The 26141-nt window shown below is 71.7% G+C and carries 21 protein-coding genes; 9 read left to right on the top strand and 12 right to left on the bottom strand.

Annotated elements, in window-relative coordinates:
• Window positions 1–198 precede the first annotated feature (198 nt).
• Genes ABZ635_RS03205 through ABZ635_RS03220 form a run of 4 tightly spaced genes read right to left on the bottom strand, consistent with a single transcriptional unit; the run spans window position 199 to window position 4283 of the window.
• The gene (locus tag ABZ635_RS03205) at window positions 199–783 is read right to left on the bottom strand and encodes an ATP/GTP-binding protein (protein ID WP_357758084.1); all 585 of its coding nucleotides are present in this window, start codon (window positions 781–783) and stop codon (window positions 199–201) included.
• The gene (locus ABZ635_RS03210; protein ID WP_357758087.1) at window positions 764–1228 is read right to left on the bottom strand and encodes a DUF742 domain-containing protein; all 465 of its coding nucleotides are present in this window, start codon (window positions 1226–1228) and stop codon (window positions 764–766) included. The genes ABZ635_RS03205 and ABZ635_RS03210 overlap by 20 nt, the downstream gene beginning before the upstream one ends.
• A gap of 8 nt (window positions 1229–1236) precedes the next feature.
• Complete coding sequence (locus ABZ635_RS03215) at window positions 1237–1698, bottom strand: roadblock/LC7 domain-containing protein (protein WP_357758090.1); 462 nt, start codon at window positions 1696–1698, stop codon at window positions 1237–1239.
• 2 nt (window positions 1699–1700) lie between these two features.
• On the bottom strand, window positions 1701–4283 hold the full coding sequence (locus ABZ635_RS03220; protein WP_357758093.1) for a nitrate- and nitrite sensing domain-containing protein: 2583 nt from the start codon (window positions 4281–4283) through the stop codon (window positions 1701–1703).
• 482 nt (window positions 4284–4765) lie between these two features.
• Here ABZ635_RS03220 and ABZ635_RS03225 point away from each other — a divergent pair, with 482 nt between their 5' ends.
• Window positions 4766–5893 (top strand): antibiotic resistance protein VanZ, encoded by a 1128-nt coding sequence (locus tag ABZ635_RS03225; RefSeq protein ID WP_357758096.1) that lies wholly within the window; start codon window positions 4766–4768, stop codon window positions 5891–5893.
• Here ABZ635_RS03225 and ABZ635_RS03230 read toward each other — a convergent pair.
• The 4 genes from ABZ635_RS03230 to ABZ635_RS03245 form a co-directional block, all read right to left on the bottom strand.
• The gene (locus ABZ635_RS03230) at window positions 5850–6251 is read right to left on the bottom strand and encodes a DUF3592 domain-containing protein (RefSeq protein WP_357758099.1); all 402 of its coding nucleotides are present in this window, start codon (window positions 6249–6251) and stop codon (window positions 5850–5852) included. The genes ABZ635_RS03225 and ABZ635_RS03230 overlap by 44 nt on opposite strands.
• A gap of 36 nt (window positions 6252–6287) precedes the next feature.
• Window positions 6288–6911 carry a TetR/AcrR family transcriptional regulator gene (locus ABZ635_RS03235; protein WP_357758102.1) on the bottom strand — a complete coding sequence of 208 codons (624 nt, stop codon included), beginning with the start codon at window positions 6909–6911 and terminating at the stop codon, window positions 6288–6290.
• Window positions 6912–7180: 269 nt separating this feature from the next.
• Window positions 7181–9253, bottom strand: a complete 2073-nt coding sequence (locus ABZ635_RS03240; RefSeq protein WP_357758376.1) for a YhgE/Pip domain-containing protein — start codon at window positions 9251–9253, stop codon at window positions 7181–7183.
• Window positions 9254–9305: 52 nt separating this feature from the next.
• Complete coding sequence (locus tag ABZ635_RS03245; protein WP_357758105.1) at window positions 9306–10121, bottom strand: ATP-binding cassette domain-containing protein; 816 nt, start codon at window positions 10119–10121, stop codon at window positions 9306–9308.
• Window positions 10122–10354: 233 nt separating this feature from the next.
• On the opposite strand from ABZ635_RS03245, the gene ABZ635_RS03250 reads away from it, so the two are divergent.
• Both ABZ635_RS03250 and ABZ635_RS03255 read left to right on the top strand, forming a co-directional pair.
• A complete protein-coding gene (locus ABZ635_RS03250) occupies window positions 10355–11158 on the top strand; it encodes a M23 family metallopeptidase (protein ID WP_357758107.1) in 804 nt (267 codons plus the stop codon).
• A 46-nt stretch (window positions 11159–11204) separates the two neighbouring features.
• Complete coding sequence (locus ABZ635_RS03255) at window positions 11205–11966, top strand: endonuclease V (RefSeq protein WP_357758110.1); 762 nt, start codon at window positions 11205–11207, stop codon at window positions 11964–11966.
• A 104-nt stretch (window positions 11967–12070) separates the two neighbouring features.
• On the opposite strand, the gene ABZ635_RS03260 is transcribed toward ABZ635_RS03255, so the two are convergent.
• Complete coding sequence (locus ABZ635_RS03260) at window positions 12071–13510, bottom strand: GuaB1 family IMP dehydrogenase-related protein (protein ID WP_357758113.1); 1440 nt, start codon at window positions 13508–13510, stop codon at window positions 12071–12073.
• A 246-nt stretch (window positions 13511–13756) separates the two neighbouring features.
• Between ABZ635_RS03260 and ABZ635_RS03265 the strand changes: the two genes are divergently transcribed.
• Window positions 13757–14686: a CDP-alcohol phosphatidyltransferase family protein gene (locus ABZ635_RS03265; RefSeq protein WP_357758115.1), complete on the top strand. Its 930-nt coding sequence runs from the start codon at window positions 13757–13759 to the stop codon at window positions 14684–14686.
• A 110-nt stretch (window positions 14687–14796) separates the two neighbouring features.
• Here the strand turns inward: ABZ635_RS03265 and ABZ635_RS03270 are convergent, their stop codons facing one another.
• On the bottom strand, window positions 14797–15951 hold the full coding sequence (locus ABZ635_RS03270) for an acyltransferase family protein (RefSeq protein WP_357758118.1): 1155 nt from the start codon (window positions 15949–15951) through the stop codon (window positions 14797–14799).
• Window positions 15952–16405: 454 nt separating this feature from the next.
• Here ABZ635_RS03270 and ABZ635_RS03275 point away from each other — a divergent pair, with 454 nt between their 5' ends.
• Together ABZ635_RS03275 and ABZ635_RS03280 are read left to right on the top strand one after the other, a co-directional pair.
• On the top strand, window positions 16406–18292 hold the full coding sequence (locus ABZ635_RS03275; protein WP_357758120.1) for an amidohydrolase: 1887 nt from the start codon (window positions 16406–16408) through the stop codon (window positions 18290–18292).
• 54 nt (window positions 18293–18346) lie between these two features.
• Window positions 18347–19102: a M48 family metallopeptidase gene (locus tag ABZ635_RS03280; protein WP_357758379.1), complete on the top strand. Its 756-nt coding sequence runs from the start codon at window positions 18347–18349 to the stop codon at window positions 19100–19102.
• Window positions 19103–19180: 78 nt separating this feature from the next.
• Here ABZ635_RS03280 and ABZ635_RS03285 read toward each other — a convergent pair whose 3' ends face one another.
• Window positions 19181–21292 (bottom strand): elongation factor G-like protein EF-G2, encoded by a 2112-nt coding sequence (locus ABZ635_RS03285; protein WP_357758123.1) that lies wholly within the window; start codon window positions 21290–21292, stop codon window positions 19181–19183.
• Window positions 21293–21472: 180 nt separating this feature from the next.
• Between ABZ635_RS03285 and ABZ635_RS03290 the strand changes: the two genes are divergently transcribed.
• The 3 genes from ABZ635_RS03290 to ABZ635_RS03300 all read left to right on the top strand — a co-directional run bounded on the left by ABZ635_RS03290 (window position 21473) and on the right by ABZ635_RS03300 (window position 24992).
• Window positions 21473–22819 carry a CPBP family intramembrane glutamic endopeptidase gene (locus tag ABZ635_RS03290; RefSeq protein WP_357758126.1) on the top strand — a complete coding sequence of 449 codons (1347 nt, stop codon included), beginning with the start codon at window positions 21473–21475 and terminating at the stop codon, window positions 22817–22819.
• A gap of 17 nt (window positions 22820–22836) precedes the next feature.
• Entirely contained in the window at window positions 22837–23634 is a 798-nt protein-coding gene (locus ABZ635_RS03295; RefSeq protein ID WP_357758128.1) for an alpha/beta fold hydrolase, read from the top strand.
• Between the two features lie 65 nt (window positions 23635–23699).
• Window positions 23700–24992, top strand: coding sequence for an MFS transporter (locus tag ABZ635_RS03300; RefSeq protein ID WP_357758133.1), 1293 nt, complete (start codon window positions 23700–23702; stop codon window positions 24990–24992).
• Here ABZ635_RS03300 and ABZ635_RS03305 read toward each other — a convergent pair.
• The gene (locus ABZ635_RS03305; RefSeq protein WP_357758136.1) at window positions 24979–25965 is read right to left on the bottom strand and encodes a hypothetical protein; all 987 of its coding nucleotides are present in this window, start codon (window positions 25963–25965) and stop codon (window positions 24979–24981) included. The two genes, ABZ635_RS03300 and ABZ635_RS03305, sit on opposite strands and share 14 nt — an antisense overlap.
• Between the last annotated feature and the right edge of the window lie 176 nt (window positions 25966–26141).

Below are 26141 nucleotides of genomic sequence, written 5' to 3' on the forward strand. Positions count from 1 at the left end.
GACCGCCCGGGGCGTGTGCCCCGGTCTCCTCCGCGCACGGACCCGAGGGCCCCGCGCCGCCCCGCACTTTACCTGGAACCTACACGTGTACAAGGGCGATGGCGGTCCCCGGACACGGCGGGGCGGGTGGAAGAGAGCTCCGGGAACCCCTCCACCCGCCCCACCGGTACCGCCCGTGTCGGTCGCCTCCGGCCCCGGTCAGGCCGCGACCTGCTCCGACACCCGGTTCACCAGGGTCACCAGTACCTCCTTCGCCGACTCCCGCTCGCGGGCGTCGCACAGCACCACCGGGATGTCGGGGTTCAGGCTCAACGCCTCACGCACCTCACCCGGCTCGTACCGGTGCGCCCCGTCGAAACAGTTCACCGCCACCACGAACGGCACCTCGCGCCGCTCGAAGAAGTCCACCGCCGCGAAGCAGGTCTCCAGACGGCGGGTGTCCGCGATGACGACCGCGCCCAGAGCGCCCTCGGACAGCTCCTCCCACATGAACCAGAACCGTTCCTGGCCGGGAGTCCCGAACAGGTACAGCACCAGCGCGGGGCTCACCGTGATGCGGCCGAAGTCCAGCGCCACCGTGGTGGTGGTCTTGGACTCCACCCCGGAGAGGTCGTCGACGCCGTAGCTGGCCTCGGTCATCATCTCCTCGGTGCTCAGCGGTGCGATCTCGCTCACCGCGCCCACCAGGGTGGTCTTCCCCGCGCCGAAACCACCGGCGACCAGGATCTTCAGTGCGGAGGGAACGGGGGCCTCGGGGCCCGGGTCAGAGTCTCTGGATGCCATCGAGAACCGCCTGGAGTACGTCCCGGCTCACCGGGCTCTTCGCTGTGTAGGGGGCGCGGGCCAGGGCCAGCCCGCGGTTGAGCAGGTCGCTGAGCAGGACCTTGACGACGGCCACCGGGATGTCCAGATGCGCGGACACCTCGGCGACCGACAGGGGACGACGGCACAGCTCCAGGATGCGGAGCTGCTCCGGCTCCAGCGCCATCTCGTCGACCTGGGCCCGCTTGGCCGCGATCACCACGCTGATCATGTCCAGCTGGACGGCGTCGGCGTGGTCGCGTCCCTGGGCGATCACGTACGGCCGGACCAGGGGCCCCGCCTCCTCGCCGCCGAGGGAGCCCTCGACGGCGCCCTCAGCGGGGCCCTCGACGGCCCCCGAGAGGGGGCCCCGGTGCGGGAGCCCGTCAGGAGGACCACCCGGATCGAAATCGTCGTGCGCTTGCATCAAGCCCCCTATCGTGTGGCTTCCCCGGACGCCTCGGCGGCTCCCGCGTGGCGGGGCGCCGTGTCGAGGTACCGGCCCACCTGGTCGACCAGGACGTTCATCTCGTAGGCGATCAGGCCGACGTCCGCGCTCTCCTCGGCCAGCACGGCCAGGCAGGCGCCGCGGCCCGCACCGGTGACGAAGAGGTAGGCGCTCTCCATCTCCACGACGGTCTGGAGGACCTCGCCGCCGCCGAAGTGGCGACCGGTGCCCCGCGCCAGGCTCTGGAACGCGGAGGCCACCGCGGACAGGTGCTCGGCGTCCTCCTTGAGCAGTTCCTTGGACCGGCCGATCAGCAGGCCGTCAGCGGAGAGGACGATCGCGTGGCGCGAACCCACGGCGCGGTCGAGCAACTCGTCCAGCAGCCAGTCGATGTCCTTCTTGCCCGCGGCGCTTCCGCTGCCGCGCTCAGCGCTTTCGGTACTCGTCACGGTTACGCGTCCTTGTCGGTGTCGTGGGTGTTCTTCTTGCTCTCGCGCCGTCCACGGTCCGTCCCCTGCTGGAACGCGGACATGTTCCGCCGAAGGCGCGCCAGCCGCTCGGCGCCCTCCAGGGGGGACTCGGCGGAGGCGCCGTCGGACGGGGACCCGAACGTCCCCGACTCGGCGGGGTCGGCCGCCAGCTGCGGGGCCAGGTTCTCCTGCGGGCGCCGCTTGGGCAGCGCGGGCCGCCCGCCGCCCGCCTCGACCGTCTCGGGCGCCCCAGCCGTCACGGGGGTCTCGGGCTCCTCGGCGACCTCGGTGTTCGCGGACGCCTTCTCCGGGGCCTCCTCGACGACGTCCGGGACCGCGCTGATCCGCGAGCCTCGGGTGGGCAGGACGGGACGGGAGTCGTCCTTGCGCACCGGAGCGCTGAGCAGGTCGCTCTCGGAGTCCTCCGGGGCGCCGGCCGGCTCCGGCCCCTCGGTGGACGCGGGAGCGGACACCGAGGTCAGCACGGGCTTGCCGGGACGGGCGACACGGTTCGACTCCAGCGCGGTCTCCGGAGTGCGGTCGACGATCTCGCGCACCTCCCAGATGTCCCCGGCCTCCTCTGTGGCGGGCAGCGGGGAGCGGTCCCCGCTGATCAGGTCCTGCGGGAGCAGCACGATCGCCTGCACGCCGCCGTACGGCGACGGGCGCAGGTGCACCTTGATGCCGTGCCGGTGCGCCAGGTGGGAGACCACGAACAGGCCGAGGCGCATCTTCTCGTTGAGACGCATCACGTCGAACTCGGGCGGGTTCGCCAGCAGGGCGTTGGTCGAGGTGAACTCGGCCTCCGTCATGCCCAGACCGCGGTCCTCGATCTCGATCGTCACGCCGTTGGGCACGTCGTCGCTGCTCAACCGCACCTGCGTGTGCGGCGGCGAGAACATGGCCGCGTTGTCGACCAGCTCGGCGACCAGGTGGATGACGTCCGCGACGGCCGGGCCGTTCAGGTTCACCCGGGCGATGCGCTCGCGCTTGACCCGTGTGTAGTCGCCGGACTCCGAGATGGCCCCGCGCAGGACGTCGATCAGCGGCATCGGCCGGTGCCAGGTGCGGCCCGGGGCCTCGCCGCCCAGGATCAGCAGGTTCTCCGCGTTGCGGCGCGAACGCGTGGCCAGGTGGTCCAGTTTGAACAGCTGGGAGAGCTGGTCCGGGTCCTCCTGCTCGCGCTCCATCTTGTCCAGCAGCCGGAGCTGACGGTGGACCAGTGTCTGGCTGCGGTGGGCGATGTTGAGGAAGACGCGGTTGACGCCGTGGCGCAGCTCGGTCTGCTGGACCGCCTCCTCCACGGCGGCGCGCTGGGCGGAGTTGAACGCCTTGGCGACGTCGCCGATCTCGTCGTCCTCCGCGTGCAGCTCGGGCAGTGACGAGGCGGTGTCCACGCGATCGCCCCGGTGCAGGCGGTCCATGATCTCGGGCAGCTTCCGCTCGGCCAGGTCCTGTGACTCCTCGCGCAGCGTGAGCAGACGCGACGTGAGTTCACGGGAGGAGCGGCGGGCCAGGACGAACGCCACCAGGATGATCGCGGCCACGCCGAGACTGCCGCCGACTGCCAGGAGCACCGCGTCGTGGGCGTCCTCTCGGGTCATCGCCGCCGAGTGCCGGGCCTCCTCGGCGCCCAGGTCCGTGAGTTCGGTCATGACGTGGGTGTAGGCCGCCTCCCACTCGGAACGCGCGACCGGCATGGTGAGATCGTCCACCGTCTCCGGGAGCAGCGTGACGGGGTCGGTGACGGTGGTGGACTCCACCTCGCGGTGGGTGATCCGCTCCGAGAGCTCGGTGAGGGTGGCGTACTCGGGACTCGCCAGCACGGCCTCGTACCGTTCCAGGAGGCCGTCGCCCGCCAGGTAGGGGGCGTTGGCGGCCAGCAGCTCCTCGAAGGCGCCCATCATCCGGGTGAACTCGTGCTGGTCCTCAACAGTGAGGTCGCCGGTGGCGAAGGCGCGGGCGATCTGCGCGTCGGCCTGCGCGCCCAGGTCCACGCTGCGGAACAGGTACACGGAGGTGAACCCCGGGCTGGTGGCGTCCCCCGCGTTCCCCTCACGGCTCTGGCTGTCGAAGCTGTCGGCGCCGTGTAGGACGAGCTCGTTGTAGAAGTCGAGGACGTCGGCCCGGCTGGCGTCCCCGGCGTCCACGGCCTCGCGAACGCCGCCGACGTCCTGGAACATGTCGTACAGCATCTCGATGTGCATGCCGCCGTCGCCGGGGGCGAGGTCGGCGAAGGCCATGAGGTCGTCGACGACCGTCCCCAGGGTCTCGTCGGTCCGCTGACGGCTCTGCTCCAACTGCTGGGTGAGCTCGGCGTCGTCGGGGTTCTCGATGTGGGCGATCGTGGCCGAGCGCTCCGCCATCGCCGACACGAGGCCGACCGCGGCCGGTGTGACGAGGTCGTCGGTGGCCTTGGAACGGAGCAGTTGGTAGGCGGCGTCGCCGCCGAGGACGATGGTGAGGATCAACCACAGTGCGAACAGCGCGGTGGTGGGGATCATGACCATGGCGCGGATACGGGCGGCGATGGTCCGCCCACGTTTCTTCGGTACTGCCTGCACGGTTCTCCTGTCGATCCGCGTCAAAGTCTTCTCAGGCGCTGTCGGAGCCGAGCGGTCGTCCGTCCGCGTCCGGCGGGCCGGTGTGCGCGCGGACCTCCCGCCGTGTGGTCCGCGCTCGTCCCTCCAGAGGGGGGTGGGCTTGCCGGAGAGGCACCACGTGCGGGGGTTTTCGGCGATGGGGATCGTATCTCGCCCGAGAAACGGCGGATTATCCGGGTGGTGCACGCAGTCTGCCATGGAGTAGTGCCTTGTTCACACAAGGCCAGGTATGACGTGGGGCTTTCGGTGGGAGAGGGAGCGGGCGGAGCGTCGTGGGACATCGGTCACAGGGATCACGGAGGGACCGAAACCCGGGTGTTCACGGGCGTCCACGGGCCGCCCCGGGGGCACACCTCGACGGCGAATTCCCCGTTCCCTCCCCACGCGCGGCCGGGTCGTACTAGCCTGGCGCCCCGGGAACGAGCAGGGGGAACGCACACGACATGGGGCAACCGTTCGGCGCGGGACAGGCCGCCATCGACGTGGCGTCCGCCGCCATACCGCTGTCGATGGTCGTCGCGTCCGCCCTCTACCTGCGCTGGCAGCACCAGAGGTACGGGCGGCTGGCCGGGTGGCCCGGGCAGCTCACCCTCGCCGCGCTGTTCACCGGGCTCGGCCTGGCCGCCCTCGCCGTCTGGCCCCTGCCCGCCGCCACTGACGGACTGTGCTCGCTCGGCCCCGCGACCCCGCCGCCACTGACCACCCGTGACGCCGCGCTGTTCACAGCGGCGTTCCTTCCGGTGGGCCTGCTGGCCCGCGCCAGGTTCCGCCGGGGCGTGCTCGCCACCGTCGCCCTCGGCGCTGCCCTCGCCCTCGCGGTGACCGCCGTCCGGGCCACCGGACTCCTCGGCCTGTACCCCTGCGCCCCCAACGACGTCGCCCTCGCGGCGGCGGGGGTCGGCGTCGCCGCGACCCTCCTCGGCTGGCTGCTCGCCCGGTGGGTGCCGGTGGTCTGGCCGTTCGGCCCGCACCGCTCCTGGCCCGCCGCCGTCCCCGACCGGATCGCCCCCGACCTCGGCCGACGCATGATGGGAGCCATGGTCGACGTGGGCCTGTGGTGGTTCGGGGCGGCCACGCTCGTCGCCCTGGCCGGTGCCTACGGCGCCGTCCCGCCCGCGCTACGGGAGCCGCTGCTCACCGGAGCCCTCCTCGGGCTCGCCGGGATCTTCGGGCTGGTCGTGCCGCTGCTGCGCCGCGACCGCTGCACCCCCGGTGCGGCCGCACTGCGGCTGGCGCTCACCGAACAGCGGCTACCGTGCCCCGCCTCCCGGGTGCGGACCCTGGTCCGCACGGCACTGCTGTACACGCCCGTGGCCCTGCTCGTCTCCCTCGGCCTGCCCTGGTTCGCCCTCGCTGTCGTCGTCCTGCACGCGAGCACCGCCGTCGTCCGACCCGACGGAGCGGGCCTGGCCGACCTCCTCTGCGGTGTGCGGGTGCGCACCCGCTCCGCGATCGACGGCGACCTTCCCCGGCGCCTGGTCCGCTACTCCCCGCCGAGGGAGGAGGCCCCGCCCCGGTGTGAACCGCCTACCCCTCCCACCAGTGCAGATAGCCCAGGAACAGGCCGATGAGCACCAGCAGCAACCCCAGCCCGCCGAACATGGCGCGCACCCAGTGGCTCAACCACGGAGCCGAGACGATGCGGGCCCGCTCAGGCACCTCGGGGTCGTAGGACACCGTGACGATCTCCCCGGCACGCGAGGCCATCCACCCCGAGTTCTCGTGCTCGGCGTGCACCTCCCGGCCGTCCTCCGTCTGGAACTGCACGATCATCCGGGACGCCACCGACGTCTCGTGGTATCCGATCACCCTGCCCTTGGCGCGCACACCGTTGCGCACCAGGAGCAACTCGGTCCGGGTGTCGCGGGTGACCATCCACAGCAGGACGGCACCGACGATCACGGGCAGCAGAGGATACAGGTCGGCCATGGCGGGGGATTCCTCTCCGGGGTTCTACGTCAACGATCAGCGCGGGGAGGCGGGGGAGCCGATGAGACCGTCGGCCAGATGCGCCAGGGTGGTGTGGATCTCCTCCACCGGACGCTCCGGCTGGAGCGTACGCCAATCGAGGGCCACGGTCACCACCATGCCGAACAGTGCCGAACCCGCAAGGGCCGTGTCCAGGTCCGGCCGCGTCAGACCGCGCTCCACCATCGCGTCGAGCTGACCGGTGATCACCCCGATCGCCTCCGTGCGGATCTGCCGGACGGTCGCGTACCACGCCCGGTTCGTCCGCCACGCCTCGGCCATCAGCAACCGGGCCAACGCCTCGTGCGTACTGATGAACACCACACCCGCCCGCAGCACCGTGGCCAGGACCTCCCGGGGTTCGACCCGCTCGTCCGGGGCCGGAACGGAGTCCCGCAACGTGTCGGCCAGCCGCGTGACACCCCACTCCATCAACGCCGCGTACAACTCGTTCTTGCCGCCGAAGTTGTAGTACACGGTGCCCTTGGCGACACCGGCGCGCTCCGCGATCTCGTCGACCGTCGTGGCACCGTAGCCCTGCTCCGAGATCAACGTCACGGCGGCCTCGAACAGTTTCCGCCGGGTGGCCTCCCGGCGCCCGCCACGGGGTGTGTCAGTCATGAGTACCTGTCTCTTTGCATCTCCGCTGCGCTTCGATGCGGGTTCGTCGCCTGGGCGGAGGGATTCGGGTTGAGGTGGGCACGGCATCGTTGTCTACGCCTGACGCTTGTTCCTCGCTAGCGGCTTGACTCCTCTTGCGCCGTGTTGCCGAAACCCGGACTCTCCGGCGACGAACGGACAGCACCCCCCTTTCGGTGGGGTACCTGGGTGGGGCTCACGGTCGTGGCCGGGCGCCCACACATTCTCGCGGATGCGCGGGCGCCCGTCGGTCAGATCTTCAGCGCGGGGTAGAGGGTGGACATCGTCCACACCCGCTTGCTGTTCACCGCTCGCCAGGTGAGCAGGAGCGGCACCACGAGCCACAGGCCCATCACGCCGAACGCCTGCGCGACCAGCGTCATGTCGCCGCCGCCGATCAGGTGACGCATGGCCGTCACCGCCCAGTGCAGGGGCAGGTAGGGGCCGATCGCCTGGAAGAACGCCGGGCTCGTCTCGATCGGGTAGGTGCCGCCCGCCGACGTCAGCTGGAGCACCAGCAGCGCCAGGGCGACCACCCGGCCCGCCGCGTTGAACCTCACGTTCAGGTACTGGACCGTCGTGGTGAACGCCGCCGAGGTGAGCGTCAGGAAGGCGAGCATCAGGGCCCAGTTCTGCGACTGCAACCCGAGAGCCAGGTGCAGCACGGTCATCATCACCGCCACCTGCGCCCAGCCGAGCAGCAGCGGCACCACACGACCGGAGAGCGCCACCCGCCAGGACGGAGCGGAGGAGGCCAGCGCCCGCGTGGACAGCGCGGGCAGCACCATGAACACCACCATGGCCCCCACCCAGAGCGACAGCGGCACGAAGAACGGAGCGAACCCCGTCCCGTAGTTGGGCGCCTCGTTGTCCACCTCGCTGTCGAGCCGGACCGGTTCGCTCATCATGTCGGCGGCGCTGACCCGCCCGTCCTCGGAGTAGGTGGGGATCTCGTCCACACCGTCGGTCAGGCCCTCGGCGAGCTCGTCGGTTCCCGAGGAGAGTTCGCCCAACCCCTCGTGAAGGGTCCCGGCGCCGGTACTGAGCTGGCCCAGGCCGGAGTCGAGCTCACCGGCGCCGCTGGAGGCCTCGGAGAGGCCGTCGCGGAGTGAGCGGGAACCCTCGGCCAGGGCCGCCAGCCCCTCGGCGAGCTCGTCCGCCTTGGCCCGCGCGTCCTTGGCGTCCTCGACCATGTCGGGCAGGTCCTCGGAGAGGCTCTCGGCCTTCTCGCTGAGCGCGGCGGCCTCGGCCGCGGTCGCGTTGATGTCCTCGCGGTTGTCGTTGACGTACCCGGCCACCGACAGCGCGGTGTCCATGGCCTCCTGGAGGTCCGTGAGGAGCGTGTGCAGGTCGGGTTGTTCCTGTTCGAGCTCGGGGTGGTCCCGGAGGTAGGCGGAGAGGCGGCCGTCCACCTCGTTCAGGCCGGTGACGTCGATCTCCTGGGGTAGCTCCTGGAGTGCCTCGGACACGGCCGCGGACGCCTTCGCGGCCTCGCTGGCGCGCTCCTGGATGTCCGGGATGTCCTCCTCCAGCTGGGGAAGCCACTCGTCGGCGAGGTCGTCGAGCTTGTCGACCTGTTCGGAGACCTGGGTGGAGGCCGTGTCGGCGCCCGTGGCGAGCGTCTTGGAGCCCGTGTAGAGCTCTCCGATGCCGCCGCTGAGCTCACCGGCCCCCTCGTGTGCTCCGTCGATGCCCTCGGAGAGTTCGCCGGAGCCGCTCTCGGCGTCCCCCGCGCCGGTGGCGATCTGTCCGGCGCCCTCGGCGGCCTCCTCGGTCTTGCCGTGGATCTCGTTGAACCCCAGGAAGATCTGGTCGAGGTAGTCGCTGATCGCGGAGGACGCGGCCGCCGCGCGGATCTCCTTGAAGGCGCTGCCCGCGAGCTGGCGCACGACGTAGCTGTTGGAGTCGTTGTAGTTGGCGACCAGGAGGGCGGGGACGGGGTCCTCGCGGTCCCGGGAGGGAGAGGTGAGGGCCTCGCTGAAGTAGGTGGGGATGGTGAGGGTGACGTAGTACGTGCCGTCCTCCAGCCCCTGGGCGGCCTCGGAGGCGCCCACCAGGTGCCAGTCGAGGTCACCGCGCTCCAGGAGGGTGTCGGTGAGCTCGTCGCCAGCGTTGACCTCCTCGTCGTCGACCACGGCGCCCCCGTCCTCGTTGACCAGGGCGACGGGCAGGTGCTCCATCCGGTCGAACGGGTCCCAGAACGACCACAGGTACATGCCGGAGTAGAGCAGGGGGATGAGCATGAGGGCGGCCAGTGCCGCGGTGGGCAGCGGGGACCGCAGGAAGGACCGCATGGTGAGCAGCCCGAGGCGGGGAACGGACATGAACCGGTAGACGGGGGCGTCGCCGCGGTCCGCGCGTGCCTTCCTCCTCCTGTCACGAACGCCCACGGTGCCGACCCCCCTTCCGCTCGTGCTCGCTCTCCGGCGGCGGGTCCGCCGGGTCCTCCTCGCGGTCCAGCAGTTGGTCGATGCCGATCACTTCCTCGGTCGGTGCGGCCGCGGTTCCGTCAGCGGGGGTGGAAGCGTCGTCGCCCTGCCGAATCCGCAGCGGCCCCTGGGTGTCGGGGCCGTTCACGGAACCGAGCTCCTGGGCGTCGGCGCAGGTGGCGATGACGGTCAGGCCCTCGTCGGTGAGGTTCTTCAGGGATCGCCACATGTCGGCCTGGTGGTCGCGGCCGAGCCCTCCGTCCACGTTGTCCACCACGAGGAGGCGGGGTTCGTAGACCAGAGCGAGGGCCACGCCGAGGCGCCGCCGCTCCAGCATGGACAGTTCCTTGGTCATGGTGCGGCGGTCGAGGTCGGCCAGACCGGCGGCCTCCATCGCCTGGTCGGTCACCGACCGGGTGGCGGGGCGCATACGCAGCAGGCGGGCCTCGGAGAGGTGTTCGCCCACGCGCAGGCGGTCGTCGAGGGCGTTGACGTCGTCCATCAGCCCGAGTGAGCTGATCCGGCGTACCTTCCGTGCCTGTCGGGGCAGCGTGTACCCGTCGACGTGCAGGGTTCCGCCGGTCGGCTCCATACGGCCGGACAGGGTGAGCAGCAGCGCGCTGCGCCCCCCTCCGGAGTCGGCTTGGAAGACGGTGAGCGTTCCCGGCCGGGCGGTGAAGTCGACCCCCGTGTAGACGGGGCCCTCGCGGGTGGTGAGTGTGACGCCCTCGGCGTGCACACGAGCTCCGGTGGCCCGACGCATTCTTGCGGCCTCTCCCTCTTTTTGAACTGACCGGTCAGTACAAATTCACGGCCTCCACGGTACTGCTCCGGGGCGGTGCTCCCGAGCGTTCGGGTCTGTGGCCTCCGGCACAACGCGACGCTCCACGGGCCCGGGGGATCGGCGGCCGAAATTGGGTGACGCTTGCCCTTGCGCGCATCGTGTACGTTAGTACGTAATTACGTATAAAAAGGATCGAGCCCAGGGAGTACGGCATGCGCGGCATCCTCATGAACCTCGGCGGACCACTGCTGATGGTCTACTTCGCCTACGCCGTCGCGGCCATCGCGCTCGGCCTTCCACTCGAACCGCTGCTCCCCCTGCTCGCGGCCGCGCTCCTCTTCCTGATCGGACCGCGTTTCCTGGTCCGCACGCCCTCCGGCGACGCGCTGGACGCCGCGACCGTCGAGGTCGCCCCGCCGGTCGCCGGCCGCTGGGTGGCGCTCAACAGTCCGGCGGACCGGGTGCCCAGCCACGGCATCCACCAGTACGGGCAGACCTACGCGATCGACGTGTACGTCGACGAGGGCCGACCGCCCGGCCGCGGCTCCTGGTGGCCGCTCTCCCGCCGTCCGGACGACGGCTACCCGGCCTTCGACCAGCCGCTGTTCGCCGTCGCCGACGCCACCGTCGCGCGCGTCGACGACCGCCAGCGCGACCACCGCAGCCGTGACACCTGGCCGGGGCTGCTCTACCTGTTCGCCGAGAGCATCGTCCGCAGTGTCGGCGGCGCGCGTCGCGTGGTCGGCAACCACGTCGTCCTCGACCTGGGCGACGGCGTGTACGCCGCCTACGCCCACCTGCGGAAGGGGTCGGCCGAGGTCCGGGTGGGCGACCGTGTCGCCACCGGCCAACCGATCGGCAGGTGCGGCAACTCCGGCAACTCCAGCGAGCCGCACCTGCACTTCCAGCTGATGGACCACCCGAACCCGGGCCGGGCCGCGGGCCTCCCCTTCCGCTGGACGGGGATCGGGGTCCCGGCCGCCCGACAGGCCTTCACCGGCCTAGACTGCGCCTGACGGCCCGGACACGGTCGGGGAGCGCACGAGGAACCGGGGGACACACGTGAACGATGTCGCGAAGCGAGCGGCCCAGGCCCTGGACGACCCGGAGAACTGGCCGAGCGACCCCAAGGAGGCCGTGGCCCGCCAGCGGCTGCTCGCCGACCGGGTCCGCACCGAACCGCTCGACGCCGACTCCGTGCGCCTCGTGGCCGGCCTCGACGTGAGCTACGGCGTGGGCGACAGGGAACTCGCGGCCGCGGCCGTCGTCCTGGACGCCCGGACCCTGGAGGTCGTGGAGACATCCCTGGTCGCCGACACCCCGTCCTTCCCCTACATCTCCGGGCTGTTCGCCTTCCGTGAGCTGCCCCCGGTACTCCGGGCCATCGAGGGACTGTCCGTCACCCCGGACGTGTTCGTCTGCGACGGTTTCGGCCTGGCCCACCCCCGCCGCTTCGGCATCGCCAGCCACCTGGGGGTCCTGATCGACGCGCCGGTGGTCGGCTCGGCCAAGTCCGTGCTCTACGGCCGCAACTCGCCGCCGGGGGAGGAGCGCGGCTCGTGGACCCCCATGGTCGCCGGGCGATCCGAGGTGGTCGAGGACACCGCGACCCTGGCGGCGGAGGGCGCCGAGGTCATCGGGCGGGTCCTGCGCACCCGCGCCCGTACCAAACCGGTCTACGTCTCCGTGGGCCACCGGGTGGACCTGGAGGGCGCCGCCGACCTCGTCCTGAGGGTGTCGCCCAAGTACCGGGTGCCCGAGCCCATCCGGCACGCGGACCGACTCTGCGGCCAGTACCGCAAGGAACACGAGGTCCGCCCCTAGAAGCCGGACCGCCGGACCCGGAAGACCGCCGCACACACGGAGAGGGGGGAGGGACCGTCGTGGTCGCCTCCCCCTCTCCGTGCGTCACCCGTGGAACGGCGCGCCTACCAGCCGTTCTCCACGGGGCGCCCCTCGTTGTACCCGGCGGCGCTCTGCACGCCGACCACGGCGCGCTCGTGGAACTCCGCCAGGGAGGTGGCGCCCGCGTACGTCATGGAGCTGCGCACACCGGCGATGATCTGGTCGATCAGGTCCTCCACACCGGGACGCTCGGCGTCCAGGTACATCCGGCCCGTCGAGATGCCCTCCTCGAACAGCGCCTTGCGGGCCCGCTCGAACGGCGAGTCCTCGGAGGTGCGCAGGCGCACCGCGCGCGCCGACGCCATGCCGAAGCTCTCCTTGTACTGGCGGCCCTGCGCGTCGCGCATGACGTCGCCGGGCGACTCGTAGGTGCCGGCGAACCAGGAGCCCACCATCACGTTGGAGGCGCCGGCGGCCAGGGCCAGGGCCACGTCGCGGGGGTGGCGCACGCCGCCGTCCGCCCACACGTGCCCGCCCATGTCGCGGGCGGCGGTCGCGCACTCCAGTACGGCGGAGAACTGCGGACGCCCCACGGCGGTCATCATCCGGGTGGTGCACATCGCGCCGGGGCCCACGCCGACCTTGACGATGTCGGCTCCGGCCTCGATGAGGTCCCGGGTGCCCTGGGCGGTCACGATGTTGCCCGCGACGATCGGCACGCTCGGCGACAGGGCGCGGACCGTGCGGATCGCGGAGATCATCTTCTCCTGGTGCCCGTGCGCGGTGTCGATCACCAGGGTGTCCACCCCGGCTTCGAGCAGCTCGGCGGCCTTGCCGGCCACGTCGCCGTTGATGCCGACGGCGGCCGCGACGCGCAGGCGGCCGCGGTCGTCCACGGCGGGGCGGTACAGGGTGGAGCGCAGCGCCCCGGTGCGGCTGAGCACGCCCACCAGGGCGCCGTCGCCGTCCACGACCGGGGCCAACCGGTGCCGGTTCTCGTGCAGGACCCCGAAGGCCGTCTGCGGCTCGGTGCCCTCGGGCAGGGTCAGCAGCTCGACGGACATCACGTCGCGCAGCTGGGCGAAGCGGTCGACGCCCGAACAGTCCGCCTCGGTGACCACGCCGACCGGGCGGCGTGCCTCGTCGACCACGATGACGGCGTTGTGCGCCCGCTTGGGCAGCAGGTTGAGCGCCTCACCGACGGTGCTGGTGGGGTTCAGGGTGATGGCGGTGTCGTAGACCAGGTCGCGCTGCTTGGTCCAGGAGATGACGTCGGAGACCACCTCGAAGGGGATGTCCTGCGGGATGACGGCGACGCCGCCCCTGCGGGCGACCGTCTCGGCCATCCTGCGGCCCGCCACGGCGGTCATGTTCGCGACGACCAGCGGCACGGTCGTGCCGGTGCCGTCCGGGGACGACAGGTCGACGCTGAGCCGGGACCCCACCGCGCTGCGGCCCGGGACCATGAACACGTCGCTGTAGGTCAGGTCCTGGCTGGGAACCTGGTCGTTGAGAAAACGCAATGCCTCTACCTCGGTCAAGACCGAAGGGGGTGGACCACTCCGCCCGGCATCACCCGCGCGGCACCCTGTTGATCCCCCTCTTACCTGTCAAGTATGCCGTCACCGATTAGGTTGGGGGTACCCCCGTCTGGCATGATGACTCGATTCCCGCCTCAACCCGGCCCTCGCCCCTGCCCTCGAACGGTGCCCGATTCCCCCGCACCACGGGCGTTCACGGGTCCGTAGGGCTTTCCAGGAGAACCCCGCATGTCGCGTTTCACGCTCGCGCAAGTCAAGGAAGAGACCTACAAGGCGAAGGACGCCTGGTGGACGGTCTTCCTGGTCGATCCGCTCGCGGGCCGGATGGTGGTCTGGACGGCGAACCGGACCAACATCACACCGAACCAGCTCACTCTCGGCGCCGGGGTGCTGGGCCTGCTGTCGGCGATCTGCTTCGCGGCGCCCGTGTGGGCCGCGGACCTGGGCTGGGCCTGGCTGCTGGCCGGTGCCCTGCTGTTCCACCTCAGCTTCGTCCTCGACTGCATGGACGGCAAGATCGCCCGCCTGAAGGGGACGGGTTCGGTCTTCGGGAGCTGGGTCGACTTCGTGTTCGACCGCATCCGCTTCTTCGGCTGCGTGATGGCGCTGCTGGTCGGCCAGTGGGTCGTCACCGGTCAGGCCGCCTATCTGATCGTCGCGCCGGTGGTGGTCTTCTTCGACCTGCTGCGCTACCTCAACGGCTCGCAGGTGGCCAAGACCCGTAAGAGCATGAAGCAGACGCTCGCCGTGGCCTCGGGCGACACCGAGCGGTTGCGGGCGGAGGCCACCCGCCCCGACGTCTCCGACCCCGAGGACGACGAGATGTCGGACGCCCCCGGGCAGGTCGGGGCCGCGGCGCCGCGCGGGCTCTACCCCCGGGTGCGCAACCTCCTGCTGCGGCACCGCGTTCGTCCGCACCTGTTCAGCGGTATCGAGTTCGAGATGTTCCTGTGCGTGCTGGCGCCCGCGACCGTCCTGGTGGCCTTCGTCACGCCGCTGAACAGCCTGATCATCCCGGTGGCGGTGTTCTCGTGCCTGGCCCTGGGCTTCTTCGAGGTGGTGCTGGTGGCCCGCCTGTGGAAGGAGTCCCGCCGTTTCGAGGCGCGTCGCCGCGAGCTGGCCGCCGCGGCCCCGGTCACCGGGGGCGGCGGTAGCTGAACCGCGACCGGGCCGACCGGTGAACGGAGGAGGGGGCGTTCCGCGTGGTGCGGAACGCCCCCTTTTCCTTGTACGGGTAGGTCCTGGCCGCGGCCGATCGGTGGGCGCGGCTAGGCGGAGGCGCCCTCCCGCGCGTTCGCGCCCTTTCCTGCGGCCCCGCTGCGGGCCAGGCCCTTCCCGTCCTGGCGCAGGAACCACGTGGGCTGGGGTTCGACCGCCCACCGCATGCTCGCGCGCACCCACGGGGAGCACAGCAGCAGGGTGATCCCGACACCCAGCACCAGGGTGGCGGCCAGGGCGACCGGGCCGGACATCAGGTCGTACCAGGGGCTGGCCTTGAGCAGGATCAGGAAGACGGAGTGGCCGAGGTACACGTAGAGCGTGTAGGCGCCCAGCGCCGTGTACCAGGTCCGCCGCTTCGGGGTGAGTGCCAGCACCGCGACGGTCATGACCAGGGCGATGCCCATGAAGGCCAGCCGGATACCGATGCTCGGCATCAGCGGGTCGATGGCGCGGTCGGTCAGGCTCTCCTTCCAGAAGAGCCAGTCCCTGCTCATGCGGTCGGAGACCGGCACGGCCAGGAGGGCGGTGACGCCGAGCACCAGCACGGACGCGATCCGCACCCAGAGCCGGTCCAGGTGGGCGAAGTGCTCACGGCGCAGACTCAGGCCCAGCACGAAGAAGGGCAGGAAGCTGACCACACGGCCGATCGAGAGGGTGCTGCCGAGGTCGGCCGTGGTGGCGAACAGGGAGATGACCACCGCGATCGCCACCGGCCAGCGCAGCCGCTGCCAGACCGGCACGGTGAGGCGCCACAGGAAGAGGGCGACCAGGAACCACAGGGTCCAGGTGGGCTTGAGCACGGACAGGGAGTCCGGGAGGCCGCCGCGTTCGACCGAGTAGATGGACTGGTGGATCGTCCAGAAGACGAGGTAGGGGACGGCCAGCGTCAGGACCAGCTTCTCGACCCGCGTCGACGAGGAGTCGAAGGACCGGGAGAGATAGCCGCTGATCATGATGAACGCGGGCATGTGGAAGAAGTAGATCCAGTAGTAGAGGGCACTGGCGGGCCGGTAGTCGGAGATCGGCTCGATCGCGTGGCCGAGGACGACCAGCGCGATGAGGATGAACTTGGCGTTGTCGAGTCGGGCGTCGCGGTCCGGCGGCCGCGCTGCCGCCGTGGCGCTGGTACCGGAGGCGAGGGCGGTCGCGCCGCGCCCCTTCTCCGTGGACTGGGGTGCCGGACTGGTCGTGGATGAGGCCACTAGGGACTCCGAGATCACTGATTTCTGGGGCGTGTTGTGTCGGTCCCGCTACCCTCCGTGCGGGATGGGGGGCGGCCGTCGGACAGGGTCACGGGGCCTTGGGGCTGGTGCCGCGTGGCGCGCGAGGGGGGCACCGGCGAAGACGTTGCGCGAACATGGTTCCGTTACCCTACTGAGACATATTGCGGTATGCCAGTAGTTCGCACAAATCAGGTAAAAGTTCCCGAACACATCCCGGACCGGAGAACGGGGACCCGGGGGACGCGCACACCCGTGGCAGCGGGTGTGGGATGGCTTACCGTGTGCAGACCCTAACCGATGGGCGGCACCGAGGGCGCACCGCGGCACGAACGTGTCGGTGTGAACCCTCGGCGGACGCGCCGATAGGCTGCCCCCGGGCGGCAGGTCCCCCTGTCAACCTGGCAACGCCCGCCAGACGAGAACGAAGAAGGCGGTGGATACCGTGCCGCACGCGGTGGACCCCAACCGTGCAGCCCAGCACGGAAGCGTGGTCATGCGACTCCTCGACGAGCTCTTCCCGCTCGTCGAGGGCGTCTACGTCGACCTGCACAAGAACCCGGAGCTCTCCCACGCCGAACAGCGCACCGCCAGCGTCGTCGCGGAGTGGCTCAACCGGACCGGATACGATGTCCACCGGGGCGTCGGCGGCACCGGCGTGGTCGGCATCCTCCGCAACGGCCCGGGCCCCACGGTGATGCTCCGCGCCGACATGGACGCCCTCCCCCTGGAGGAGAAGACCGGCCTGCCCTACGCCAGCACGGCCAGGGCGCAGGACCCCGACGGCGCCGAGGTCCCCGTCATGCACGCCTGCGGCCACGACGCGCACACCGCCTGCCTGATCGGCGTCGCGGACCTGCTCTCCGAGACCCGTGAGGAGTGGGCCGGGACCATCATGATCGTCGCGCAGCCCGGTGAGGAGACCCTCGACGGCGCGCAGGGCATGATCGACGACGGCCTGTTCGACCGCTTCGGCCGTCCGGACGTCATCCTCGGCCAGCACCTGGGCCCCCAGCCCGCCGGTCTCATCTCGCACCGCGCCGGGATCATCCTCGGTGCCGCCAGCGCCTACAAGGTGCGGATCTTCGGCGAGGGCGGCCACGCCTCCCAGCCGCACACCACCGTGGACCCCGTCCTCATCGCCGCCAACATCGTCACCCGCCTCCAGGGCGTGGTCTCCCGCGAGATCAGCCCCAGCGAGATGGCGGTGCTCACCGTCGGCCGCGTCCAGGCGGGCACCAAGGCCAACATCATCCCCGACGAGGCCTACCTGGAGATCAGCACCCGGGCGCTCAACGAGAACGTCTCGGTCCAGCTCGAACAGGCCATCGAGCGCATCGTGCGCGCCGAGGCCGCCGCCTCCGGGGCCAGCCGCGAACCCGAGGTCGAACGCTTCCAGAGCAGCGGTGTCACCCACAACGACCCCGCCAGCACCGCCGACGTCGCCGCCGCCCACCACGCCTACTTCGGCGGCGACTACGTCATCCACCTGCCCGACCCCTCGCCCGCCACCGAGGACTTCTGCCGATTCGGACTGCCCGAGGACCCCCAGCCCATCCCCTACGTGCTCTGGTTCGTCGGCGCCACACCCCACGACGTGTGGGACAACGCCCCCGGCGACACCCCGTACGAGAAGATGGGCAACGTCCCGAGCAACCACTCGCCGTTCTTCGCGCCCGACCGCGAACCCACCCTGCGGGCCGGTCTCGCCGCCCTCACCATCGCCGCCCTGTCCTACGTGGGCAGCGACAACCCCAACCCGGCGGCCCTGGCACCCGAGCCCTCCGCCTCACCGGTGGGCTCGTCCTTCCCCGGCCCGGCCCCCGCCGAACCGGCCGACGCGCGCGTGCACACCGACCCCGGGGGCGACCACGCCCCCTACCCGGGCCAGGCGCCCCCCACCGGGGCGGCTCCGGGCGCCCACGCCCCCTTCGACCCCCTCTCCGACCCGCTGGCCGTTCCCCGCTCGCAGGAGCCCGGCTTCTCCGACGAGGCCAACGACGCCTACGACAGCGCCTTCCTGGCCACCTCCTCCGCCTGGCCCGAAGAGCCGGGCAAGGCCACCCACGACACCGACATGCGATCGGTGATGGGCCGTCAGGACCAGGAGATCCGCGACGAGTGGCACAGCGAGAAGGCCGAGGAGTCGACCCTGTCCGCCGACATGGCCGCGATCATGGACGAGGACGAGGCGCCCGCACCACCGCCCGGACCGCCCGCCGGACCGGCCTTCGGGGGACCGCCGCCGATGGGCAGCGCCCACGCCGCACCGCCGCCCCCCGGACCGGACGACGACCTGCCCGACGCCCAGTACCGCCTCTGACCGCGCGTGGGGGCCCTCCTCTGGCGATGGGGTGACCCCCGCGTCCGCCGATCCCTGAGACACCACCGGGAGACCCCGCTCCTGCTGGGCTGTATCGCCGTGACCCTGCTCGCCGTCGGCGGCGCCGTCAGCCGGGCCCTGTCCGGCGACCCCAACGAACCGCTGCTGCTCCTGAGCATCCCCGTGCTCGTGTTCTTCGTCCGCGGCCAGCTCTACGCCCGGCAGCGGGTCAACGGGGTGCGCATCACCGAGGCGCAGTTCCCCGAAGCCCACCGGATGGTCGTCGACGCGGCACGGTACTTCGGCATGCGCCAGGTTCCGGAGGCCTACATCGTGCTCGGTAACGGCGCGATCAACGCCTTCGCCTCCGGACACGGATTCCGCCGCTACGTCGCCGTCAACAGCGACCTGTTCGAGGTCGGCGGGCGTCTCGGCGACCCCGACGCCCTACGGTTCGTGATCGGCCACGAGGTCGGACACATCGCCGCCGGGCACACCTCGTTCTGGCGCCAGTTCGCGGTCTCGATCGCACAGGTGATCCCGGGGGTGGGCAGCACTCTCGGCCGCGCCCAGGAGTACACCGCCGACAACCACGCCTACGAGTTCTGCCCCGAAGGAGTCCAGGGAATCCGCGTCCTCGCGGCGGGCAAGTACCTGTACCCGGCCGTGGACTTCGACGACATCGTCGCTCGCGCCAGCACCGACACCGGATTCTTCGTGATGCTGGTCAACCTCCTGTCCAGCCACCCCGTCAACACGTTCCGCTTCGCCGCGCTCGCCGACCGGAGCACACCGGGACGGGTGCTGTGAGAGCCGTTCTTCTTGGGGCCTCCGCTTCGCTTCGGGGGGCGTCGGATGTTCACCCGTGGCCGGGGCTGGCGGCCCGGATCAACCCGTGCCCCGCGCGCGGGCCAGGTGGACGGGCAGGGGCTCGTGGCGCAGGTAGGCGCGGCTGAACACCCCGGTGCCGTGCGCGACCGCGCGCAGCTCCACCGCGTAGCGCCGGATCTCCAGCTCCGGCACCTCGGCGCGGACCACCACCCGGCCGCCCGCGGCGGCCTCCGTTCCCACCACGCGGCCCCGGCGGGCGGACAGGTCGTTCAGTACCGGGCCCAGGTGCGCGTCGTCGACCTCCACCGTCACCGCGTCCACCGGCTCCAGGACGGTCAGCTCCGAGGACGCGGCGGCGTCCCTCAGAGCGAGCCTGCCCGCCTTCTGGAAGGCCGAGTCGGAGGAGTCCACCGAATGCGCCCTCCCGTCGTAAAGGGTCACGCGCAGGTCCACCAACGGGTGCCCGGCGCGCACACCGTCCGCCATCTGCGCGCGGACGCCCCGCTCCACCGAGGGCACGTACTGGCGGGGGACGGCGCCGCCCACGACGTGGTCGACGAACTCCAGCCCCGCGCCGGACTCCAACGGCTCCACCTTGATCAGGCACACCCCGTACTCGCCGTGCCCGCCGCTCTGCTTGACGTTGCGGCCGGTGCCCTGCCCCGGAACGGCGAAGGTCTCCCGCAGCGGAACCCGGACGTCCTCCGTCTCCACCCGCACCCCGTAGCGCTCCTCGAGCCGCTCCAAAGACGCGTCCAGGTGGGCCTCGCCCAGACACCACAGCACCATCTGGTGCGTCTCCGGGTCGACCCGCACCCGCAGGGACGGGTCCTCGGCGAGCAGCCGCGACACCGCGGGCGACAGCCTGTCCTCGTCCGCGGCGGAGGCGGCGCGGATCGCGACCGGCAGCGTGGGTACGGGGAAGGGCCAGGGCGTCATCCGCAGCGGCAGCTCCGGCGCGGACAGGGTGTCCCCGGTCCGCGCGCCCGGCAGCTTCGACACCAGGCACAGATCACCGGCGACCACCTCGCCCACGTGCCGGGTCCGGGAGCCGAGCGGGACGGAGAGCGCCCCGAGGCGCTCGTCGTCACCCCGGTCCAGCTCACCGGCGCCGTGCACGTGCGCCACCGTGTCGGGTCGCAGCGTCCCGGAGAACACCCGCACGAGGCTCACCCGCCCCACGTACGGGTCACCGGTGGTACCCAGCACCTCCGCGACCAGCGGCCCGTCCGGATCACAGGTCAGGCCCTCCACGGGCCGACCGTCCGGGCACGCGACCGGGGGGAGCGCGCGCCGGGTCGGGTCCGGGCACGACAGGGGGAGCTCGCGCAGGAGTTCCCGGACACCCACACCGTGCGTCGGGCTGACCGCCAGCACCGGGTGGAAACCGCCCGCCGCCACCGCCTTCTTGAGGTCGGCCGCGAGGAGGTCCGGGTCGATCGCGCGACCCTCCGCGTAGCGCTCCATGAGCGCCTCGTCCTCGCTCTCGGTGATGACCTCCTCGATGAGCGTGCGCCGCAGGTGGCCCGCCTGGTCGCGCAGCCAGTCGGGGACCGGGCCCGCACCGTCACCGCCCGCCCCCTCGTGGTACCGCTCCGAGACGAGCCCCCACAGCCCCACCAGCGTCCGCTGGTCTCCCGAACCCCGCACGGCGGGCACGTACGCCGGGTGCACCCCGGGGCCGAACGCCACCTGGCAGCGCGCCACCACCTCGTCGAAGTCGGCGCGGGGGTGGTCGATGCCGGTGACGGCGACCGCGCGCGGCAGGCCCGCCGCCGCGCACTCCTCCCACAGCAGGCGGGTGCGTCCGTCCACGTCGTCCAGGGCGGAGAGCACGAACAGGGCGGCGTCGGCGCCGCGCAGACCGGCGCGCAGCGCCCCGACGAAGTCGGCGTAGCCCGGGGTGTCCAGCAGGTTGACCTTCACGTCGCCGACCATGACCGGGTTGACGGTGAGGTGTACCGACCGGCCCTGGCGGACCTCGACCCCGTCGTGGTCGCTGACGGTCGTGCCCCGTTCGACGGTGCCGGGCCGCCGGATCGCACCGGCGGCGTGCAGCAGGGCCTCGACCAGGGTGGTCTTGCCCGCGCCGGAGGGGCCCACCAGCGCGACGTTGCGGATGTCCCCGGGCCGGTCGGCCACGGGCGCGGTACCGGTTCGATCAGCCATCCTCGTCTACCAGCCCTTCGGGGTCCGGACGGCGGCCGGATCGCGCCACCGCCTGTGTGACCTGCGACACCTACCACGGTCGCTCTTCACGGCCCCGACCACAAGGGGTAGCTCGGACGATCTCCGGCAATCCGCTCGTTCGTGGCTCTATGACCCGGGTCGTTCTTCTAGGCTGTGCCCGTGCCATGGTCGGAGAGTCTCCCTCAATTCAGTCTCGCCGGGACCCTTCTTACGGTCCTGCTGCTGTTCTTCGCGGCGTTCGGCGAACCCCTGCTCGGACGGCGCGCGTTCGCGTGGCTGTCGCGCCGAGGAAACGGTGACGAGCGCGCCCTCGGGCTGCTGTACGCGGTCACGATGGCGATCCACGTGCTGTGGGGGCTGCTGGTCCTCGCGGTGCTGCTGCTGTCCCCCGACCTGAACGCGGTCGACCTCGGGCTGCGCGTCCCGGACGCCGTCGGCCCCGTCGTGGGCGCGGCGATCGGCGGGACGATCGCGCTGGCGGCCTTCTGGGTGCTGGTCAACGGTCTGCCCGCCCGTCCGGCCCGACGCCCCCGGCGCGGTACCGGTGACGGCGACGCCGAGAGCGGGGGCCGTGGCCGCAAGGGCTACCGGGGGCGCAGGGGCGCGAGCAGGCCCATGCGGCTTCCGGAACCCGGCCGCCAGCAGTACCTGCTGCTGCCGCGGACCGGTCGCGAACGGGCCCTGGCCGGAGGGATGGCGGTCACCGGCGGTGTGTTCGGCGAACTCCTCTACCGGGGCCTGTTCATCACCCTGATCGCCAGCATGGACGTGCCGTTGTGGATCGCCGCGGTGATGTCGGTGGTGCTCTTCTCCCTGGCACACCTCTACCAGGGCTGGTGGGGCCTGCTCAGCGCGGGCTTCTCCGGGACCCTGTTCACCGTGCTGTACCTGGGCACGGGCAGCCTGGTCGTCCCGATCGCGGTGCACGTGGCGCTCAACCTGCGTTCGGTGGTGTTCCCCCCGGCCGCGGAGCGTGCGGCGGCCGAGGAGTCGCTGCGGGCCGACGACGGTGACGACGAGTACCCGGACGAGGAGTACTACGACGACGAGGGCGAGGACCGGTACGCGGACGACGGCTACGGCCGCACCGGAGAGTTCGAGGCGGTCGACGCGGGGGAGACCGCGCCGGCGGAGACGGCGTACGCCGACGCCGCTCACGCGTACGGCTCGCCCTCCCCTGACCTTCCGTCCCACGGTTCGTCCGAGGAACAGCGCTACCGGGGGCGGCCGTCGCCCGGCTTCGGGGAGGGCGGGCCCGTCTCCCACGACCCGCCGCCCGGCTCCGGGTACCGGGGTTCGCCCGCGCCGGGCCCCCACGGCACCGGTACGCCCGCCTTCGGAACCCCGGCCTTCGACACCCCGCCGCCGCAGGGACCGCCACCCGGCTACGGACAGCGTCCGCCGCACTCCCCTCCGCCCCACCCGCCCCAGGGGTACTCGGGACCTCACCCAGGGCACGGGACCGGTGACGACACACGGGGGCCGCACTCCCCCTACCGGGACTGATCGGGCACGATGGAGTGGTGTCCGACGCCATTGACCACTCCATCGACCAGCCCCAGGAGAACCGCTTCTGGCTGACCACCTCCGACGGGGTGGGGATCGACGCCGTGCTGTTGCGCCGCGCCGCGCCCCGCACCAGCGCGGTCGTCATCGCCAACGGCTTCACGGGGACTTACCGGAGCCCGCACACGCGTGCCGTCGCCGAGGGGCTGCTGCCCGTCGGCGACGTGATGACCTTCGACTTCCGGGGACACCACGGCTCCGGAGGTCGCAGCACCGTGGGCAACGCCGAGATCCACGACCTCGAGGCGGTCGTGCGCCGCCTCCGCGAACTCGGCTACACCCACGTGGCCACCCTCGGATTCTCCATGGGCGCCGCCGTCGCCATCCGGCACGCCGCCATCTTCGGCGGGGTCGGCGCGGTGGTGTCCGTGAGTGGCCCCAGCCGCTGGTACTACCGGGGAACCCGGTCCATGCGGCTGCTCACCTTCGGGGTCGGCCGGAGCTTCGGCCGCGCGTTCCTGCGGAGCTTCCGCAAGGTCCGCGTCACCGACCAGCGCTGGAACCCCACCCCGGCCGAACCCAGAGAGGTCGCCGGGGAGGTCGCCCCCGCCTCCCTGCTGGTCGTGCACGGCGACGCGGACAGCTACTTCCCGGTCTCGCACGCCACCGCGATCCACGACGCCGCCCGCCAGCCCAAGGACCTGTGGATCGTGCCCGGGATGGGGCACGCGGAGCGGGCGGTCACGCCCGAACTCGTCACCCGTCTGCGCACCTGGCTGGGGGAGCGGCTGCCCCAGCGCGACCAGCCCGTGTAGGTGCCCCCGGGGCGGGCGGGGCGGCGCCGGTCGACAGCCCGCGTCAGCTCCGTTAGAAAGGACGGATGATCCGATCTGGCTCCCCCTCCGCCGGTGACGGCGCCACGGCGTCCACTGATGGTCCGCCCGGTCTCCGGGGGCGCGGTTTCGCCCTCCTGATCATGGCGACCGCCGTCAGCCTGTGCGGGTTCGCCGCCGTCCTCCCGTTGGTGCCGCTGTGGGCCAGCCGGGGCGGAGCGGGCGAGTTCGGGGCGGGCGCCACCACCGCCGCGTTCATGCTCACCACCGTCCTCACCCAGCTGGCCATGCCCTGGCTGCTGGACCGCGCGGGCGGCTACCGGTGGGCGTTTCCCGTGGGCTCGCTCATCATGGGCCTGCCCATGCCGCTGTTCGCCCTCACCACCGACCTCGGACCACTCGTCGCCGTCTCCGCGGTGCGCGGTGTCGGTTTCGGGATGGTGACCGTGGCCGGGACCGCGCTCGCCGCGCGCCTGGTCCCCCGGCGACAGGTCGGCCGGGCCACCGGCTACTACGGGCTGGCGGTCGGTCTGCCGCAGATCGTGATCCTGCCGGGAGGGGTGGCGCTCGCGCTCGGTCTCGGGTTCGACACCGCCTTCTGGCTCACCGGAGCCTGCGGCGTCGTGGCGGCGGTGCTCGCCTCGGGAATCTGGTTCGCCGACGGCGGTCGCAACCGCGTGCTGCTGCGCGGAGCGGGGCGTTCGACGTCCGGTCCCGGCACCGACGACGCGGACCCCTCGCCCCGGGGGCTGTCGCTCCTGCTCGTCCTGGCGGCGCCGCTGGTGATCATGCTGGCGGTGTCCTCGGCGGCCAGCGGGGTCGTCACCTTCCTGGCGATACCGCTCGAAAGGTCCGCCTGGCTGGTGGGGACGGTACTCGCCGTCTACGCGCTCGGCGTCGTGGCGGGTCGGTGGACCGCCGGGGTCGTCTTCGACCGCCACCGCCGCACCGTCCTGCTGATGCCCGGGACGCTCGCGGCGGCCGCCGGAGCGGCACTGGTCACCGCGGGTCTGTGGGCCAACGGCGACGGCGCGCCCGGCGCGGGCACGGCCCTGCTGGTGCTCTCCGGGTCGGCGGTCTTCGGACTCGGGTTCGGAGCCGTGCAGAACGAGACCGTCACCGTGATGCTGGGCCGCGCCGGGCCGACCGGGTACGGCCGGGCCAGCGCGGCCTGGAACATCGGGTTCGACGCGGGCACCGGGGTCGGAGCGGTCGGCCTCGGCCTGCTCATCCAGCTCACGGGCTACGGTCCGGCCTTCGCGGCGGTCGCGGTGGTCCTGGTCGCGGTACTTCCGCTCGCGCGGGCCCGGGCGCCCAGGTCCGGAATCAGTACGAGCTGATGTGCACGTGGTCGTAGTGGTTCTGGGTGAGGTCGCCGCGGTCGTTCATCCAGGTCCACTGGCGTGAGGTCGACTGCCAGATCTGCTGTTCCCAGATGATGTACTTGATGCCCAGCCGGTCGGCGTTGGCGATGCCGTAGTCGGCGATCTGCTGGCCGAGGGCCTGGTTCCCCGCCGAGGGCGCGGCACCGTTGGCGCTCATCATGAAGTCGCACGCGGTTCCGGTGCCGTGGTCGTCGTTGCTCGGGCGCCAGCAGCCCACCGGGTAGGGCGCGCCGAACTGCATGATGATCTCGTCGCGGATGGCCGCCATGCGGGGAGTGGTCTGCTCCCAGCCGCCGCCGCGCGCGCTGTCGGGGATCGTGCCGTTGCCGGGGTTGGAACCGCCGGTGTCCCCCGGTCCGTCGGGGACCTGCTCGGCCTCGTACTCCTCGATGCGCTTGGCGACGTCCTCGCGCTGTTCCTCGAGATCGTCGATCAGGTCGGAGGCCTCGGACAGCTCGTCCTGGAGCTCGGCGGTGAGCTCGGCCTGCTCGTCGCGCAGGGCGATGAGCTCGGAGATCTGCTCGGCCTGGTTCTGGCCCAGGTAGTCGACGGTCGCGGCGTCGGTGAACATGTCCTCCGGCTGGCTGGAGAAGACGATCTGGAGCGTCGGGTCGAAACCGTCGCCCTTGTACCGGGCGGCCGCGATGGCCGACACTCCGCCCCGGGACTTCTCCAGGCGTTCGTCGAGGTCGTCCAGCTCGGCCTCGGCGGCCTCCACACGGTCCTTGATCTCGGTGTACTGGAGCAGTTCGCCGTCGTAGGTCTCCTCCAGCTCCTCGGCCCGCTGGTTCAGCTCGTCGATGTCGACGTCCTCGTCCGGGTCGGCATGGGCCGCGCCGGGCAGGCCGACGAGGACGAGCACGGCGGAGGCGGCGATCGCCGCCGCGGTCCGGCCGCGACGTGGGGCGGTACGAGGAGTGGATGTCATTTCTGCTCCGTGGATGGTACGAGAGCATCCGCTGCGCCGGGGGGACGGCTGCGCCGCCACGGGCGGGAGGTGCTCAGTGGACCATACGAGATCTCGGTGGTACGTGCACAGTGAGTCGACTCGCGTTGCTGTGGGGGTTGAGCGGAGTTCTGTCCAGAAGATACCCGGACCGGGTG

It is taken from the genome of Nocardiopsis sp. NPDC007018 (assembly GCF_040635075.1).
Lineage (GTDB): Bacteria > Actinomycetota > Actinomycetes > Streptosporangiales > Streptosporangiaceae > Nocardiopsis.